Here is a 17483-nt window from a genome sequence, read left to right as displayed (position 1 = left end):
TCACACCTCATCTAATAAGACCTATCTTCTCTTTTACAAAGGGCTTGAAAATTATTACTCATACTTTTCACATTAGTTTTTTCATTGCGAATAATTTCCGTCTCATTCAATTCACCCGTCAAAAGATTAATATCGAGACTAAATAAGTTAATACTCGATTCTTCACTATCTCCAGTATCAGCAATCATTTGTGAAGCTTTAATTATTTTTGGTGTGTATTGATACTGCTCTGTAATCTTGATATCTTCGTGAGGTGGTCTTTTGCGCGCCGTATACTCTCTATTGCTGAAAAAATAACTCCTTCCCGAATTAACTCCAATATATTCCATTGCATTATTATTAATTTTTAAGAGGACAGACTCAAAGTTGGTGACATTAAATTTTTTACCACTTAAGCTGCTTACTTTCCTTTCACCCTCACATATCAAATTAAAATCCTCACTGAAGGCAAGTGAACAAAAAAACATGGGTAATATTAGTAAAATTTTCACAAACAGACTCTTTATTTATCTAGAATTAAACTGACCAGTAAAGGTTTCTTTAATTCCTAGTATTTATTAAAAAGTCAAAAGTCTTTAAGATAAATTTTTGATACTTCTTAGATACTGAAATTACTTTATGTTCCACAGAATGTCTGATAGTAGGGATTTGGGTCCACAGGTGAATTTAGAAAAATTTCATTTGATTGTGAAAATTCAAAAGGCTTTTCTAGTGCTGAAAGAAGTTTAAAAAAGGGGTTCATATCCCCCTCTTCTGCCGCAACTAATGCTTCCTCTACTAAATGATTGTAGGGAATAATTACAGGATTATATTTACGCATCATACTTAATGCAGATTTTATTGGTTTTGAGTTTCTTGATAATCTTGCCTGCCATAGGTCATACCATTTTTTAAAGTCAGGTGAATTATAAATATCTTTATCAGCAAGATTTTCATATGAAAGATCCCTAAAGGTACCTGTAAAATCCGCTTTAATATTTTCCATCCAGCTAAATAGATTCTGGGCTAATACATAATCACCCTCTTCTTCGTTAAATAACCCGAGTTTAGATCGCATACCAGAAATCCAAGCATTATTAAAATCATTGACATATTGGTTTATAGTAACCTCTGCTAACTTCATTGCTTCATCCGAATTTTCATGTAAAAGTGACAAAAGACTTTCAGCAAGCTTTGTCAAATTCCAATGCGCAATATGAGCCTGGCTTCCATATTCATATCGTCCATTTTGATCAATTGAACTGAATACTTTGTTCATAGAAAAAATATCCATGAAGGCGCATGGACCGTAATCAATCGTCTCTCCGCTAATAGCCATATTATCTGTATTCATGACGCCATGAATAAAGCCAATATGCATCCATGACGCAATAAGTTTAGCTTGCTGAGTTATAACAGTTTTAAGAAAACTTAAGTAGGGGTTTTCCTTGCTAATAAGTTCTGGGAAGTGGCGTTTTATTGCATAATCAGCTAATTGCTTTAAGGCACTGCGATCAAGCATTTTATTTGCATACTCAAAAGTACCCACCCTGATATGGCTAGACGCAATTCTTGTCAAAATTGCACCCTCAGTTAAAGATGACCGCATAATAGATTCACCAGTGGACACAACAGATAAGCTTCTGGTTGTAGGGATATTGAGGGCATACATTGCCTCGCTAATAATATATTCTCTTAACATTGGGGCCAATGCTGCCCTTCCATCACCATTTCTTGAATAAGGTGTTGGCCCAGAGCCCTTAAACTGTATATCAAAACGCTTACCATTCGCAGAGATTTGCTCACCAATCAGGTGTGCGCGACCGTCACCAAGAATTGAGAAATGACCAAACTGATGACCTGCATAAGCTTGAGAAATAGGTTTAGCTTTTTTAGGCAATTTATTCCCTGAAAAAATTTGTGCGAGAAGTTCTTTATTATCAGGTAAATCGATACCAAGTTCTTTTGATAATGCTTTATTAAAAATAACAAGGTTAGGTTTATTGACTGAGATTGGATTTATACGAGTATAGAACTGTTTAGGTAAATCTGCATAGCTATTCTCTAATTGCCATGTATTTAAATAATTCATTACAAATTTATAGATCTAAATCTTGATTGTTGAATAATTCTTCTGTCTTACGTTGCTGTACTAACCAATTTTCAATCAATGCATAACTCCATAAAGTTGTTCTATCATTTATCCTAAAGGGGCGAGGAAACTTACCTTCTTTTATCCATTTCCTAAGATTATCTTCACTTATCCTTAAAGAATTAGTTATATCGTTAATATTTAAGTAATTTTTTTTCATATTTATTTAATATTAGCAAAAATTAAACTTTTAAACTTGTTTCATATGATTATTTTGATAGGATAATCAAACATTTTAAATTTATAAAAAAGGAAAAAAAGATGAAAAAGTTGTTAGCTATATTGGCATTGGCTACATTTATTACAGGCTGCGCTACAAAAGAAGCAGAAAAGGCTTATCACCCAACTGATGATGTGAATGCGAGCTCTCAAGGTGGTAAAGGCTTTGAAAGTGATGGTTCTGAAGTTGATTTTGGATTAGATGAAGAGCCAGCAAAGGTTCAGTACGAAGATCCAAAGAAATATTATCCTAAAAAGTAATTTTGATTTAAAAATATAAGATTAAATAAGGAGCTTTTTAGCTCCTTTTTTATGCATAGACTATAAAAAATTATTTATAAACAACAAAATTCGACTTAAATATTTTTTCCACAACATTTCTTAAATTTGCGTCCGTTACCACAAATACAAGGATCGTTACGCCCAATCTTTGGAGTATCTCGTATAATTGGAGTTTTAGGTGGGGGGCAGCAGCCCGTATCGGTACAGCAGGCAACTTCTTCATTAAGTATTTCTTTTGACAATTCGTCTGTTTTTTCAATCATATTTTATAACTTTCTAGCAAGCCACATTAAATCAAATGCAAGGTTAATTTAACAATGCAGCCTAGAATATTAAAAAGGTAAAAAAGTTAATTAATATGAAATGATTAATCTTTACAACAACATTTGTCTTTACAACAAGAACAAGTTTTTTCCTTACAACATTTTGAAGCTTTACAATTACATTTACATTTATCTTGTATTATAACTTTCTTCATTTTTTTGATATTAGTTGCTTATTTTGAAAATGTCAAACAGAAACCCTATTAAAATCATGGGTTTATATTGAATTAATGGTGGGTCTGAAGTGCACCGGATCTATCTTCTATAATATCTAATTGATTTTTCTAAACTTGTATTTATTTATATTGAAAATATCTATAATAGCCAATAAGATTAATTTTTTTTAAAACAAAAAAATTAATATTCAAAAAATCACATGAAGTAATTATTTGAAAAATAAGACTTTGAATAAACCTACTAAAAATTATGATCTTATTAAAAGCTCTAGAAAAAAATTAGTATATTTCTATGGAGCTTTTATCACACTCCTAGCCCTTGTTTACATTATTTTTTTAAGAGTTCCTTTTTTATCTGAACAGCTTGGCTGGGATGAGCTTCAATTTATGAGCTGGGGTAAGTCCCTTATTGAGCATGGTCCATTTTCATTAGATATAACTTTCCGTCTATTTACCGTTTTTTATCATTCAATGTTGTATTACTTTTCAGGGATGGACACTATTATTTTTAGATTTATTGTTACGTCTATCCTTATCGTAAATACTTTTTTTATATTTCTTATCTGCTACCGAACTTACTCATTACTAAGTGGAATTACTGGTTCATTAACTTTTTTTTCATATATGGGGCTAGGAGCTTTTCAAGGAAATAACTTTACTCAAGAATTGTTAAGTAATTTTTGGATGTCATGTGCAGTCATAGCTGCAATTTACCGGAAATCCTTTTTTTCGACTTTTATTTTAGGAGTTATCGTTGGTGCAGGGTTTCTTGCCAGACCATTATTTTTATTATTTGTTGCAGTAATATTTATATGGCAGTTTATTATATTGAGCTACCCCGATTATGTTATTCGGCTAAAGCATGCCTCAATTTACGTTCTTGGTTTCTTTATTCCTATTTTAGCTGAATTTGCTATAACTTCTTATTATTCTGGAAGTTTCGAGACTTATATAGACCAATGGTTAAACTTAGTAAGTTATGGTACTGGAGCATCAGCTCTTACGTATTTTAATAATCTTCAAAGTTTAATTAATACACAAAAGTCTCTTTTACTTCCACTAGTTACCATAGCACTTATCGGGTTATATCGGATTCGACTTTCTTCAAAAAAATATAGTTTATTTTTTTTATTATGGCTTGTGGCATGTTTAGTTAATATTTCTATTACTGGGCAATTTTTTCTACACTACTCACAAGTATTAATTTTACCGTTAGCCATTCTATCAGGGGTTGCTCTAGGAGATTTCATTTCCTTTTTATATGTAAAAAACAAATATCTTCCAACTTTTTTAGTGACACTAATTTTATTAGGATTTACCTATTTGGGACATCCACATATAAGATATTACATGCCGTATCTTGAAAAAAAAATTACTTCTCGTGAATTCTGGTGGAGAACTGGAACCCCAGATTGGTCAGTAGCTATGGAGGCTCCTCAATACTTAAAAAAACAAATGAAAAAAGATGATGAATATTTTGCATGGACAGGTGTTCCTATCTTTTATACTTATTTAGGCCCCTCTGTTTTGCCCAGTGTGATTTATGATGTAGAGATGATGGCCAAGCAATATTCTTATATGAGTTGGAAAAGATTTCCATCTTTTGATTACAAATTAAATCAAAAAAAATTAATAGCAAAAATTAAAAGTGAGACCCCCCCTAAATGGATTACAATTCAAAATAGAAGTGGTCGATTGCTAAAAATGATAGATGGATTTCCCGAATTTTTTTACCTTGTCTCTTCAAAATATAACCTAGATGTCAGTTTTGATCATGACTTAGTCTATAAAATAAAACCTAAAAATGAATTAATTAATTCATTTTTAGATGAAATACCTATATCAATCTTGGTTAGAAATTATATGATTAATTCATTCGATTTTTATCCTGAAAAAGTTTCAATATCAGCTAACAACCTTAATTCATTATCAGAAAATAAAACCGTTACTTATTCTGGAAATTTTTCTAATTTACTAGGAAATAATAAACACCTTAAAATTAGTTTAGAAGAATTATCTACTAACAAAAAATATCGAGATTCCTTAAAAAGTGAATTAGGTTTATCAATCAATAATGCTAATTATGATTTTCGTAAAGCTACAACTAAAGAGCAAATTGATATTGCAAGTACTAGCTTATCCGAAGCATTATTATTAACTACCGATTTTTACAAAGGAGTAGAACGAATTTTTATTCAAACGGATAATATCATGTATGAGGGACCTGGACTTTTAGGAAGGCTTCCTCCTATATATCAAGATATAAAAAAACCTGAAATATTTCTTTTCGGTAGAGACGTAGATTTTTTAAACACTAAAAAAATAATATCTATATATATTATAGGCAAAGATAATGCTAAAGTTTATTTCAACAACATAAGCATAAAAAAATAGCCTTTACTTCATCGCTGTTTTAGGAACAAAATATTTATCTTGTCAATAAAAATAACCTCGAAAGTAAACCATAGGTGATTAGTAATACATCTAAAAATCAACAAAATACTTGCCATTTATCAAAAAAAAATTTTAATTAAATTAAAAGAAATAACACAACTCCTTGTTTCTTAAATTTCCTAGGAATAGATACAGCCAAGCTATAACAAAAATACTTTTTTCTTTCGAATGTTAAAAGCCTTATTTTTTCTTTTTGAATACAAAACCAGAATAGATAATAAAATTTAACAGCGCAAATGGAATTACAAGAATTATGATCGCAATAGTTCTATTACTCACGAAAGGAAGAATTAAATTTATAGAAAATAAAAATAAAAAATAAATGAAAATAGATACTACTAAAAATTTGGGTACCAATTTTAAATTAGTAATATTAAAAACATAGTTACCAGTTGTGAAAAAATTAAATGCTAATCCTACTAACTGAGATATCAAAAGAACTAACCAAGTATCTATATCTGTAAGTGAAAGAAAAAATAAAATTACCAAACCAAAGAAAGTATTTAGAATGCCTACCATTAAAAAAACAATAAACTTCTTGTCGAAAAACTTAAACATAAAATAGCTACCAATATTATAATTTTCAATATGTAAATTAATTATTATTTTTTTGAAGTATCATACGTAAGAGGTTAATAACTAAAAAATATAAGTATATACAAATTATAATGAATGATTGAATGAGTAAAAATATATTAATAAAATTTAAAGAAAAATTAGTTGATGCAAATGGGATTATGATCGATAAAAATCATAACGATCTCCCTTTTTTAGATAATGAACAAGAAGATATTTGGATTAAAATTCACGATAATTCATTTTGGTACGAATATAGGCAAAACTTAATTTATGAAATGCTTCAAAAATATAGCTTCACGAATGATATTGTAGACATCGGTTCAGGCATCGGCACCACATCAATTTTTTTATCTTCAAAAGGTTATAATACTGAGTCGATTGAGCCAAGTTATAAGTCATGCTCTATTAGTAAAAAAAGAGGTGCACAAAAAGTAGTAAATGCAAATATTACGAATAGCAACATTAAAATTAAAGCTGACATTAATGTTTTGCTTCTAGATGTATTAGAGCATATTGAGGATGATAATATATTTCTAAAAAATATTAACAAAAAATGTAGTAATTCAACCTTTTTTATCACAGTTCCTGCTTATAATTTTTTGTGGAGCAGTGAAGACGAACATGCATTGCACTATAGAAGGTATAGTCTGATTGAGATAAAACAAAAGCTAAAAGATGCTGGATTTAAAATACAATTTAGCTCTTACTTCTTTTCTTATTTGACTATACCAATTTTGTTATTTAGGACAATTCCATACAGATTGAAGTTTAAAACCCAAGCTGCAACTAATAAAATTAATCACCATGTTCCAAGTAATTTTTTTACAACTATTTTAAAATTTCTCCAAAAGCAAGAATTAAAACTTATGTCTAATAATAAGAAAATATTATTTGGCTCTTCTGTTTTAATAATTGCAACAAATAAATAATGATCCCTTTTAATAAAATATCTTATTCAAATCTAGAAATAAAATTTATCAAAGATGCTCTCGAGAAGGATTCAATTTCAGGAGGTGGTTATTTTTCAAAAAAATGTGAAAAATTTATTAATAAAAAATTTAATTTTCATTCTTATCTTACAACTTCATGTACCGCTTCAATTGAAGTAGCAACATTACTAGGAAATTTTGTGCCTGGTGATGAGATTATTATGCCGTCGTATACATTTGTTGGTTCAGCAACACCATTTACTCTCAGGGGGTGTATCCCTGTTTTTGTAGATATCAATCCAGATACGCAAAATATTGATGAAGACAAGATTGAGGAGAGTATTACAAAAAAAACAAAAGCTATTTTAGTCGTTCATTATGCAGGAATCTCATGTGATATTGACAAAATAATAACACTTTGCAAAAAATATAATTTGATACTAATCGAAGATGCTGCGCAAGCCCTAGGTTCAAAATATAAGAACAAATTTTTAGGTAGCTTCGGTGAAATTTCAACTTTTAGCTTTCATGACACTAAAAATATTACTTCCGGTGAGGGAGGATTAATAAATATTAATGAAAAAAATTTCATTAGCAGAGCACAAATTATCATAGAAAAAGGAACAGATAGATCAAAATTTTTAAGAGGTATGGTTGATAAATATACATGGCAAGACATTGGCTCCTCATTTATACCTAGTGAGCTAAATGCTGCTTTTTTATATGCTCAACTACTGAAATTTGATGATATTCAAAAAGAACGGAAAAAAATATGGTCTATTTATAAATCACTATTTGATGAAATAACATCAAAATATCCAGTCCAACTCCCTTTTATTCCAGCTTATTGTGAACAAAATTATCATATGTTTTACGTAAAACTTCCATCCTACAAAAAAAGAGAGAATGCTATTAATTACTTAAAACAAAATAACATTCAAGTTGTTTCACATTATCAACCTCTTCACTCCTCTCCTGCAGGTAAAGTTTTATGTAGGTTTAGTGGCGAAATGAGAAATACTAATAACACATCAAACACTCTTATTAGGCTTCCATTGTATATAGGACTTAAATATGCTGATCAAGAAAATATAATTAATTTATTAATCAAAAGCTTGTCAGTTTAAAGAGAGATACATTTCATTATTTTTTTAGTGGTTCAATTATTTTTTCTATAACATATGTATCTTCTTCATTTGTATTTAGGTTTATTCTCCACAAATACTCTCCCAAAAAACTAAGAATTAAGAAATTGAACGAAAAAAGTAAAAACATACCTACTATTATCGTTGTCCACCCAGGAATCAAATTATCAAACATAAAATAAATAGAAAAATAAAATACACTTGCAATGAATGATAATAAAAACAATATCATAGAAAATATAGATATAAATTTAATTGGTAAAATTGAATACGCAAAAACTCCGTCGATTAGGTATTTTATTTTCTTAGTAAAACTTGCTTGAGATTTTCCATGCACTCTTTTTTGCCTGTCATAATATATTATTGACGAAGAATATCCTGTATTTAGAATTTTTCCTTGTATGAACACCTCTTTATTATGAGACTTATTAATAATTTCTTTGACGTTTTCAGAAATAAGGAAATAATCAAAGCCTCCTGTGGGGATTTTAAAAGAATTAATTTTGTTAAGAACTTTCCAGGCTATGCGAGAGAAAAAATTAGTCAAGAAGCCATCATCTCTTTTTCTTCTTGCTGCGATTACTATTTCAAATTTTTTTTCATACTCATCAACAAGCTTTTTAATGATTTCTGGTGGATCTTGAAGGTCAGCAGACATTACAACAGCTAATCCGTAGTTGGAAAATTTAAGTCCAGCTATAATTGCATTAAGTTGACCAAAATTACGAGTTAATTTTAAAATTTTAATATTTTTGTATTTTCTATGAATATCATTCATTCTTTCCCAAGAGGAATCAATAGATCCGTCATCAACCATAATGATATTAAGACTATAATTACTAAGTTTTTTCTCTAATAAAAATAATTTCGATACTAACTGATTAATTGAAGTTTCGTTATTATAAACTGGAAGAACTACTGATAAAATTTTTTTCATACTAATGTCTTATAAAATAACAGAGTTTGATCTCACTATTATCAGTTAACCTTAATGTTTGTAATTAGGTCTGCGTATGCTTTATCAGTCCCAGGCCAATAAGTAGTTTTCCAATCTGGGCATTGACCACAAAAACTATGATTTTTAAAGTTGTTAGTCAAATGAGCATTTCTTAACTCCCGATAGAAATCACTGTTCCACATTTCTTTTATTGAGATATTTTCATAATTTGCCATAACTGATCCGTGAACCCAATCAGAAGGACAAAAAGCTAAGTCACCCCTAGCATTTATAACAATTCTTTCCCATGGATATACACAGGGTCTTCTTTCTCCATCTTCTTTTTTCTTTCCATTTGCAAAAAACTTAATTTCTTTTTTCGCTCCAGAACATGAATGCATTTCTCTAATTAATACTTGACTTGCACCTCTTTTATTCCAATAATTTCTAAAATCTTCCACTTCATTTGTATTCTCCGCCTGTTCAACAAAGCTTACGACAACTTTAGTTTTGTAATTATATTTTGCAATAAAATCTAAAAGGATATCCACATTTTTATTCGTTGTTTCTAAATTCCCACCAACTCGAATATTCTTATAAGTTTCAGGTAAAAAGGCATCAATACTTATATCTATCATATTTAAACCGGTATCCATTAATTTTTGAATCCTTTTCTCATTCATAATGGTTCCGTTTGTTGTTAGGGTAACGAACACCCCTGAATTTTCAACTGCATAATCAATCATATCAAAAGCGTTAGGATGAATTAAAGGCTCTCCGTTACTTGCGTAGCGTATATATTGAGTAAAACCTTTTCCATGGGTCTTAACTTCATCAACCATTTTTTTATTTAACAAGGGATCCACGTAGCTAGAAGTATAATGTTGAGATTGTTTAAAGTCAGGGTGAGGGCAATGCGTGCAACCTAGATTACATACCTCTGTAATATCCATAAGTATCTGTGAAGGGAAACTTTCAGCTAACCTCCCTCGAAAACTATAATCACTCATTCATTAAAAATCCTATTTTTTTAAGCATATTTTTTACATTTAATTATAATGTAAAAAAAAATTTATATCCTTATATTTTATTTATTGAAGAGCATATATTCCCTTACGTTTGGTCCAGTATGAACTAGTAAGTCAATAATAGAAACTCTATCCTCGTAATTATTGTATAGTTGAGTATATTTTTTCATATATGAATAAACCATCCATTGAACTTTTATTCCTTCTTTAAGGAAGACATCTTCTTCTATGTAATCTTTTGCCGCAGGACCAGAAAGATAGTGTGTAGCACCAGCTTTTTTCAAAAGATCTAATACCCGTGCCATTTTCTTTTCTTTCGATACAAATTTTCTAGAATCTAGAAAATTTGTATTAATTTTTAGAAAATCTTTACATATTTTTTTTATGATAAATTGGTTAAGTTCAGATAAATTTACCCATTTTTTTTTTAAATAAATCAGCTCTAAAAAAGGGAGAAGATATTTAAAATATGGCGCTCTATTATAAGAAGCAAAAATCTGATTAAAGTGACTTTTTTGCCAATCTGATGCAACCAAAGATACATCACAAATTAAGGTATCACTTTTAAAAGAGACCGGAGCCGTTAACCAAGTTAAGCCGTTTTCTGTTTTAATCAAATTTCTATTTCGCCAATCTTGTTTGGTATATTGAATATCATCATGGAACATAAAAGCATCAACATGACCAATTATATCGAAATAGCCCTTCCATGGTATGTAGTTGGATTGCAGTATGGCTACTTTTCTCATTATTTCTCACCTAATACCCAGCAAATTTATATAGAGATTCTACGGTACAGAATTCACCTAGTCAAAATTATCAGAAAAATATTGATTAATTATAAGGATGATTATTTTTATCAAATCTGTGACTGCTTTGATAAACAAAAAACCACTGATAGTGGTCGTTCAAAGAGATTGTATTATTTTAGAGAGGTAAAAAAATCTATATAAAATATTTGTTGATGAAGTTGCAGTCACTAAAATTAATACTTTAAACACAATTGGTAATAAGTAATTAATACTTTAATATGTTAGATTAAATTTCAAAGATAGTAACTTGAAATTATATTAAAAAATAAAAAAAAGCAATTATGGATAAGATGGTTAATTCTAAAAATATTAACGTATAGATTTACTCAAATAAGTAAAAGGTTTTGCTTACGATTGGGATGTTGAAAAGTTCTTTAACTTAAGGGAGAAAGAATGAAGCATAGCTATAAAATTAATAATGATGAAATTGAAGTAATGATCGAACCAGATGAATACTCCCTAGGGCTAGCAGAAAATCTTAGTGAACGTTTTAATGACCTTGCACAAAAAAAAGATTGGTTTAATGAGGGTTTTACAACAGAAAAAGCACAGTTGTTTTTTGATTTTGCCAAGCTGCATAGTGCCACAGAAAATATTTTACGAAAAACACTTTCTTCGCTCGATTCATCATTAGATCTGACTAATTTTAAACTTGAAAAATATCATCAATTTGTGACTGATGATCTTCACTTTGAAACAATAAAGCGATTGAGAAGAATCTTCCCAGAAGATTTGTCTATTAATGTAAGTGAAATCGTGCAAAGGTTTAGTGAATATTTTGAGACAAAACTTTCGTTTAAAAATCCAACATTTGGAACTGACCATTTTATGATGGCAAGAATTAATCGACCTCAAAGTAATGATTTTAATACAGCTCATAAAGATATATATGAATTCTTTGATAATTACCAAAAAATACCACAGATGATAAATGTGTGGGTTCCTTTGTCTGGAGTAACAGAAAAAAATACTCTTCCTTTAGTACCTCGAAGTCACATGTTGCCCGAAAGCAAGATACTTCGCACTAAAGCAGGAGCAACTGTTAATGAAGTTCGCTATTCTGTTAATTCAATAAAATCTTGGGGTGATGATACATCGCTGATAAAAATACCTCTTCAGCATGATGAAATATTAATCTTCAGCTCTCATTTGATTCATGGACTTGCAGTCAATAATGAGAAAGATATTACCAGAATTTCATTCGAGTTCAGACTTTTCGTAGAAGTTGAAAGTTGAATTTCTAATCTATAAATTCAGGTTTAAGATGTGAATTAATTGATTTCAAAAATAGGTATTGGGGGTATGGGTAGCAAATACCAAAGTAGTTATATATGTAGTTATATGCCCAACAATTTTTAAATCTTATATTGCAGACCCACCATCAGTTCTTGCGTTTTATTTTACTATCGTTAGCAGACATTGATTATTACTCAGTGCATTATATGAGTATAAACTCTACTGCCTGATAATATTAAACAATAATCAAGCTTTTATATTCTTTAAAATAAGTGTTTTTTTATATAAGATATATTTATGTATAAAAGTACCTGCTTATTTCTTTCCTTAGTTTTTTCCGCCTTTAGTATTTTTTCAAACCCAATTGATACGATAGATTATAAAAATTCTATAAATCCTGATTATAATTTTTTTATAGAAATTCCTGCTGGGACTAAAGAAAAATGGGAAGTTAATAAAACTAATGGGAAACTTGAGGTTCAAAAAAACAAAAAAGGTAAAAGGATTATCAATTTTATTAGCTATCCTGGCAATTATGGATTTATTCCTCAGACAATTGCTGATGATGGGGACCCGCTTGACGTAATTGATCTTGATCCATCCGCTGTTAGAGGGTCAACTACTCCAGTAAATATTATTGGCGGTCTATACTTTAAAGACAAGAAAAAAACTGATATCAAGCTAATTGGGATTAATCCGAGGGGAAGCTTCAAGGACATTGCAAATATTGATGATCTTTTATATGAACATTCTGCAATTACAGAAATTTTGAAGCTCTGGTTTCTAAATTATAAGAAGCCGGGGAAAATGGTTTTTATAAAATATCTAAATAAGTCTGAATCTCAAGGCATTATTGAAAAAGCACATTTAAAGTGGAAAAGAAATTTTAAGAACTAAGTAATTTGACTATGATATTTCAAATAGTTTAGACAATGCCTCATTGTACTTTGAGAATCTTGTCATCTTGTCCCCAAGTAGCGATGAAAATAATGAATCATTAATATTTTCATATTTAACCTCAAAAATATTATTTTGTGATTTTATAAAGTTATTTTGGGTTAAATTTTTAAACTGAATATTATAATCATACGTGAACCTCAATCCTGATTTATTAGCATAGTAAAGTCTTTCATAGGATACTTGGCAAATAGGATATAAATAATCTTCACACTTGGCATTTATTGCCGATTTAACTTCTGAAAAATTATTAAATTTAATACCTACGCTTTCTTTTGTTTTATAGTTATCAAATGTTTTTTTAATCTCAACCTGCCCACTATTTCCAATTTTTAATGAATTGCCATACCACCTAAATCTATATTTTTCTCTTGGAACGCTCCCCTCTTCACCTTCATCATAAAACCTATGATTATCTGTATCGAAATAAATTGAATTTACTGTTCTGACTGGATGAACCATACTTGCATTAAAGGCGCTTAAAATAGATGATATTTCTTCAAAATTCAAAAAAAATTTTTGTTCTTGTCTTTTCATTAAGGTTAGTGGAATTCCTTTAAACTATATATTCCTAAGTCATTGTCATAAAGTCCCATATTGACATACTGATTTTCAATTTTTACCTCTAAATCACATGGCTCATTTACTTTACATGTAGCTTTATAATTTTTTTGGATAAAAGAATTTAGATTTTTAATTTTCTTTGTTTTACCGTCCATCACATTTAAGTAAAAAAGACTGTTATAAGGCAATGGTTTTTTTATTGCAACTTGAATTGATTCATTTTTTATACATATATTATAGAAATAATTTTTTTCAACTTTCATGCATGACTTCCCTTTTACTAATTTTGATCCATTTTTCAATTTCACACTACAGTCATTAATTTTTTTATCCAATATAATAGTCCCAGGCCCAAACTCTTGTTTTTTTTGATAAACATTTATACAGTCTTCCACATTACTTTGTTTAATGGAATTTAAACTGACTTCAGATAAATCCTTTACTGCAAGGCCAATGTTTGCATTTTTTATGATGGCATTATTGATAGCGACTAAACTTTTTTCGCCAATGCTTATTGCTTTGTCTGCACAGGTATCTGCATTTATTTTTTTAAAATTATATGTTCCTGCAGAAACATCAATACAATCATTACCTGAATTTTGAATATTAATTTCATTAAATGTTAATGTAGAAAAGTCTGCATCTAAACCATCAAACAATGAGTTATTTATATTTATAGAAACATCTGATCCATTCGTCCTAAGAAAGTTAAGTCCATCTTCAAGTTGGCAGTTTAATGATGAAATGAATGTTTTATGAACGCTGCTATCAATGAAGCTTGCGCACGATGTAATTAACCGAGAATCATACCTCACTAAATTTTCGTTAATTTTTTCACTTTTATTTGCATTTGAATGAATAAAAACTTTACTGTCTTTAAAGCTAGCTTGATAAAAAATAATTTTGGATTTTTGGTTTTGTAAAGTGATATTAATGATTGAATTTGAAGCAGACAATTTGATATATTTTGTTTCGTTTGGACTAATTTGAATATCAAGCGATTGGTTTATAGCATTAATTTCATTAAATGATTCTTTATGATTGAAAGGATATGAAATAGAAAGTAAATCATATATTTTAAAATTTTTAACTGTTTTAGGTTTATCATCTCCAATTAAATACTTATTAAGCTCTTTATATTCTATTTCTTTATTTTTTTCCCAGACTTTACTTTTATCATCATATTTTAATCGATATACAAGCTTGTCATTAGGTTTAATTTCAACAATATCCGGCCAAACTCTTATACTTTTTTCTTGTTTTTTTATTTTTACTTCCAATGAACTAATAGCCTTTTTATCATTGAATTTAATTGGTTCAATTGCTTTAATTTTTGTCAGGCTCGAAGAAATTTTTTGATTGAAGAATTTTGCTGCTATGCATTTCATATCATTAGTAAGATTATATTTTTTTAAAGTTCTATCAAAATACATTGAATTAAGCACATTAATTTTTTTCTTTACATCATTATTGTAATTATCAAGATTAAAATTAGTGCAATCACTTTTCATTTTTTTGATATATATCATTCCATCAAAATAGATAGGAATGTAATCATTGTATATTGGATCATAAATAAATTTTCTATTATGCCAATTTAATCCATGACTAGCATAAGCTTTATTGAGTTTATTAAAATCATCAATTATTAAATTTTTAAAATCAGATGAAATTAATGAAATTGCCTTTAAGGAAATTTTTTGTGAAATGTCATTTTTAATAAAGTCTTTATTTTTTACTTTATTTTGATAAAAAAAACTACCCACAAGTTTTGAAACAGGGTCTTTTACATTGGAAGATTTGTTCAATTCCCAGAATTGTCTTTCGTCAACCTCTACAATAGGTGCCTCTCTGATACCGATAGATTCTAAAAATTCTTTTTCAGGTTTTTCCTCAAAAATAAATGTAAAATTACTGTTAAAGATATTAACGTCGATATATTTCCTTAATGGAACTGGGAACCCAATTTCCTCCATGAGTGAAGACCAAAAAATTTCATATATACCACCTTTTGTTTCTGGCAGAAGAAGTCTAAAATTTGTTACGCCACCAATATTTGATTTTTTTAAAGAAATTGATAGCGAAGAAAAGCCATTTTTACCAATATGGTCCTTCCAATCCCCAGTAATTCTAGCTTTTCCTTTAAACAGAACTTCTGAACCATTCTTATCGATATATTTACCATTTATTCTGAATTTTTTTTTAAATTTTTCAGTAATTGTTTTACCAGGATCTATATTAACGGCAGCAAGTAGGTTTAGATAAGTTTTAAATGAATTGCCTGTAAAACTCATTGTTAATTTATCAGGAATCTCGTGCGGCGAATTACTATATGCATAAATATTGTTTGAAATAAATAAAAAAAATACCGAAAATAATACTCCGATAAGTTTAGTCATTTTAACTATTTGATATTGATAAAGACTCAGGCTTCACTTTAAGCCCTCTCTTGAATCTGTAAGCATCTTCTAATGAATCAAAACTAAATAAGTAATTACTTTGGTTTTCTTTAGCATTAGAATCCACTCTTATTAATCTCCCATTCTTTGGATTATTTTCTATCGATTCTATATTTGCCTTGTTGAAAGTAGCATTTAGTTGAGCTCTCCCATCACTATAGAACCGCAATTCGCTTGAAATACCCGGAAAGAACTTTAAAATAACTTCATAAATAACTGGCAATATTATTAGGATACTAGTTAAAAAAATTGCATATTTTGGGTTTACACCAGAGACAATGCCTATCGCTATCAAAGCAAATAAATAGGCTAATTCATATTGGCTTTTAACAGGCGTACGATATCGAACAATTGATAAAGCTCCAATTAGACCAAGCGATAAATATAAATTGGTTGCAATGGTTTGCGTTAAGATAAGTATGATTACTGGAAGCATCATGGTTAAGTAGACTGTATTTCTATTAAGCAAAAATTTAAATTTAAAAGAATGGGTAAAAAGAAGCAACCCAGACAAAGCTAACGCAATAAAAGGTTTATAAACAAAATTGAGGTTTTCTAGGACTTCGAGCATAGTTTCTAATACCTAATTAAATTTGAAAATATGTTATCACAAAAATTTTTAGGTTATAAGTTTAAATAATAGAAGATAGTGGTGCTTTTGGGCATTTGTCTAGATTGTCTTGCCTTAAACATAAAAATCATATTTTTCTAACTAATGGCCTAGGTTAGGTTGAAGTTGATTCCATAATTCTTCTTCATAATAAAGAACTTTCTGAATATCTAGTTGCAGGCAAAGCCAAAGTAGTTATATATGTAGTTACACATTCGGCATTTTAAATTGATTGGATTTCTTCATTCCTTAAAGGTTAAGGCTCGTAGGAGACTTAAAAATTAGTTTGGTGGAGCTGGGGGGAATCGAACCCCCGTCCGCAAGCCCTCTGCAGGCAGTTCTACATACTTAGCTATGTTGTTTATGTTTAACTTTTACTTCACCAACAAGCAAGCAAATATAAAAGCGAGTTACCTTAAGTTTAAGAAATTACTAAGTAGCCCAATAATTTCCGAGTCTCTCTTTATGACGCTGTAACCTGAGCGAGTGACCCATCAGGACAGCGTTTAGCTGGAATTAAGCAGCTAAAGCGTAGTTATCGTCATTTGCGATTACTGTTTTTCTAGTTTATTAACGAGGTACCTAGAAGCCTCGGTATGCACTGATCTGTTTTGTAACCCACGTCGAAACCGGGTCAGCCCC

General features: G+C 29.4%; 17 protein-coding genes and 1 other RNA gene. 6 read left to right on the top strand and 12 right to left on the bottom strand.

What is annotated here, in order from left to right; translation table 11 throughout:
* Positions 1-11: 11 nt before the first annotated feature.
* The 3 genes from K6112_00205 to K6112_00195 form a co-directional block, all read right to left on the bottom strand.
* A complete protein-coding gene (locus K6112_00205) occupies positions 12-491 on the bottom strand; it encodes a hypothetical protein (GenBank protein ID QZP17816.1) in 480 nt (159 codons plus the stop codon).
* A gap of 125 nt (positions 492-616) precedes the next feature.
* Positions 617-2071 (bottom strand): YdiU family protein, encoded by a 1455-nt coding sequence (locus K6112_00200; protein ID QZP17815.1) that lies wholly within the window; start codon positions 2069-2071, stop codon positions 617-619.
* 7 nt (positions 2072-2078) lie between these two features.
* Positions 2079-2291 (bottom strand): AlpA family phage regulatory protein, encoded by a 213-nt coding sequence (locus K6112_00195; protein QZP17814.1) that lies wholly within the window; start codon positions 2289-2291, stop codon positions 2079-2081.
* A gap of 101 nt (positions 2292-2392) precedes the next feature.
* Here K6112_00195 and K6112_00190 point away from each other — a divergent pair, with 101 nt between their 5' ends.
* Positions 2393-2611 carry a hypothetical protein gene (locus K6112_00190; GenBank protein QZP17813.1) on the top strand — a complete coding sequence of 73 codons (219 nt, stop codon included), beginning with the start codon at positions 2393-2395 and terminating at the stop codon, positions 2609-2611.
* 95 nt (positions 2612-2706) lie between these two features.
* On the opposite strand, the gene K6112_00185 is transcribed toward K6112_00190, so the two are convergent.
* On the bottom strand, positions 2707-2895 hold the full coding sequence (locus K6112_00185) for an SEC-C domain-containing protein (protein ID QZP17812.1): 189 nt from the start codon (positions 2893-2895) through the stop codon (positions 2707-2709).
* Positions 2896-3359: 464 nt separating this feature from the next.
* On the opposite strand from K6112_00185, the gene K6112_00180 reads away from it, so the two are divergent.
* Positions 3360-5525 carry a hypothetical protein gene (locus tag K6112_00180; GenBank protein QZP17811.1) on the top strand — a complete coding sequence of 722 codons (2166 nt, stop codon included), beginning with the start codon at positions 3360-3362 and terminating at the stop codon, positions 5523-5525.
* A 240-nt stretch (positions 5526-5765) separates the two neighbouring features.
* On the opposite strand, the gene K6112_00175 is transcribed toward K6112_00180, so the two are convergent.
* A complete protein-coding gene (locus K6112_00175) occupies positions 5766-6143 on the bottom strand; it encodes a GtrA family protein (GenBank protein QZP17810.1) in 378 nt (125 codons plus the stop codon).
* 122 nt (positions 6144-6265) lie between these two features.
* Between K6112_00175 and K6112_00170 the strand changes: the two genes are divergently transcribed.
* Both K6112_00170 and rffA read left to right on the top strand, forming a co-directional pair.
* The gene (locus K6112_00170) at positions 6266-7093 is read left to right on the top strand and encodes a class I SAM-dependent methyltransferase (GenBank protein QZP17809.1); all 828 of its coding nucleotides are present in this window, start codon (positions 6266-6268) and stop codon (positions 7091-7093) included.
* Positions 7093-8220 (top strand): dTDP-4-amino-4,6-dideoxygalactose transaminase, encoded by a 1128-nt coding sequence (gene rffA / locus K6112_00165; protein ID QZP17808.1) that lies wholly within the window; start codon positions 7093-7095, stop codon positions 8218-8220. Before K6112_00170 ends, rffA begins: the two co-directional genes overlap by 1 nt.
* 16 nt (positions 8221-8236) lie before the next feature.
* Here the strand turns inward: rffA and K6112_00160 are convergent, their stop codons facing one another.
* The 3 genes from K6112_00160 to K6112_00150 form a co-directional block, all read right to left on the bottom strand.
* On the bottom strand, positions 8237-9175 hold the full coding sequence (locus K6112_00160) for a glycosyltransferase family 2 protein (GenBank protein ID QZP17807.1): 939 nt from the start codon (positions 9173-9175) through the stop codon (positions 8237-8239).
* A gap of 41 nt (positions 9176-9216) precedes the next feature.
* Complete coding sequence (locus tag K6112_00155) at positions 9217-10185, bottom strand: radical SAM protein (GenBank protein ID QZP17806.1); 969 nt, start codon at positions 10183-10185, stop codon at positions 9217-9219.
* Between the two features lie 77 nt (positions 10186-10262).
* Complete coding sequence (locus tag K6112_00150; protein QZP17805.1) at positions 10263-10952, bottom strand: WbqC family protein; 690 nt, start codon at positions 10950-10952, stop codon at positions 10263-10265.
* Between the two features lie 456 nt (positions 10953-11408).
* Between K6112_00150 and K6112_00145 the strand changes: the two genes are divergently transcribed.
* Both K6112_00145 and K6112_00140 read left to right on the top strand, forming a co-directional pair.
* The gene (locus K6112_00145; GenBank protein ID QZP17804.1) at positions 11409-12251 is read left to right on the top strand and encodes a hypothetical protein; all 843 of its coding nucleotides are present in this window, start codon (positions 11409-11411) and stop codon (positions 12249-12251) included.
* A 297-nt stretch (positions 12252-12548) separates the two neighbouring features.
* Positions 12549-13148, top strand: a complete 600-nt coding sequence (locus tag K6112_00140; GenBank protein ID QZP17803.1) for an inorganic diphosphatase — start codon at positions 12549-12551, stop codon at positions 13146-13148.
* Between the two features lie 9 nt (positions 13149-13157).
* Here K6112_00140 and K6112_00135 read toward each other — a convergent pair whose 3' ends face one another.
* The 4 genes from K6112_00135 to ssrA form a co-directional block, all read right to left on the bottom strand.
* Positions 13158-13745, bottom strand: coding sequence for a VTC domain-containing protein (locus K6112_00135; protein ID QZP17802.1), 588 nt, complete (start codon positions 13743-13745; stop codon positions 13158-13160).
* 5 nt (positions 13746-13750) lie between these two features.
* Positions 13751-16171 (bottom strand): hypothetical protein, encoded by a 2421-nt coding sequence (locus K6112_00130; GenBank protein QZP17801.1) that lies wholly within the window; start codon positions 16169-16171, stop codon positions 13751-13753.
* A gap of 1 nt (position 16172) precedes the next feature.
* Positions 16173-16802, bottom strand: coding sequence for a DUF4956 domain-containing protein (locus K6112_00125; GenBank protein QZP17800.1), 630 nt, complete (start codon positions 16800-16802; stop codon positions 16173-16175).
* Between the two features lie 326 nt (positions 16803-17128).
* Positions 17129-17483, bottom strand: a transfer-messenger RNA (tmRNA) gene (gene ssrA / locus K6112_00120).

The organism is Methylophilales bacterium, assembly GCA_019823025.1.
GTDB lineage: Bacteria > Pseudomonadota > Gammaproteobacteria > Burkholderiales > Methylophilaceae > BACL14.
This window is presented reverse-complemented; position numbering and strand designations above follow the sequence as displayed.

Bases quoted from the DNA above. Each gene is read 5' to 3' on its own strand.
- K6112_00200 (QZP17815.1), bottom strand. From the start codon at position 2,071: ATGAATTATTTAAATACATGGCAATTAGAGAATAGCTATGCAGATTTA.
- K6112_00195 (QZP17814.1), bottom strand. From the start codon at position 2,291: ATGAAAAAAAATTACTTAAATATTAACGATATAACTAATTCTTTAAGG.
- K6112_00190 (QZP17813.1), top strand. From the start codon at position 2,393: ATGAAAAAGTTGTTAGCTATATTGGCATTGGCTACATTTATTACAGGC.
- K6112_00185 (QZP17812.1), bottom strand. From the start codon at position 2,895: ATGATTGAAAAAACAGACGAATTGTCAAAAGAAATACTTAATGAAGAA.
- K6112_00175 (QZP17810.1), bottom strand. From the start codon at position 6,143: ATGTTTAAGTTTTTCGACAAGAAGTTTATTGTTTTTTTAATGGTAGGC.
- K6112_00170 (QZP17809.1), top strand. From the start codon at position 6,266: ATGAGTAAAAATATATTAATAAAATTTAAAGAAAAATTAGTTGATGCA.
- rffA (QZP17808.1), top strand. From the start codon at position 7,093: ATGATCCCTTTTAATAAAATATCTTATTCAAATCTAGAAATAAAATTT.
- K6112_00160 (QZP17807.1), bottom strand. From the start codon at position 9,175: ATGAAAAAAATTTTATCAGTAGTTCTTCCAGTTTATAATAACGAAACT.
- K6112_00155 (QZP17806.1), bottom strand. From the start codon at position 10,185: ATGAGTGATTATAGTTTTCGAGGGAGGTTAGCTGAAAGTTTCCCTTCA.
- K6112_00150 (QZP17805.1), bottom strand. From the start codon at position 10,952: ATGAGAAAAGTAGCCATACTGCAATCCAACTACATACCATGGAAGGGC.
- K6112_00145 (QZP17804.1), top strand. From the start codon at position 11,409: ATGAAGCATAGCTATAAAATTAATAATGATGAAATTGAAGTAATGATC.
- K6112_00140 (QZP17803.1), top strand. From the start codon at position 12,549: ATGTATAAAAGTACCTGCTTATTTCTTTCCTTAGTTTTTTCCGCCTTT.
- K6112_00135 (QZP17802.1), bottom strand. From the start codon at position 13,745: ATGAAAAGACAAGAACAAAAATTTTTTTTGAATTTTGAAGAAATATCA.
- K6112_00130 (QZP17801.1), bottom strand. From the start codon at position 16,171: ATGACTAAACTTATCGGAGTATTATTTTCGGTATTTTTTTTATTTATT.
- K6112_00125 (QZP17800.1), bottom strand. From the start codon at position 16,802: ATGCTCGAAGTCCTAGAAAACCTCAATTTTGTTTATAAACCTTTTATT.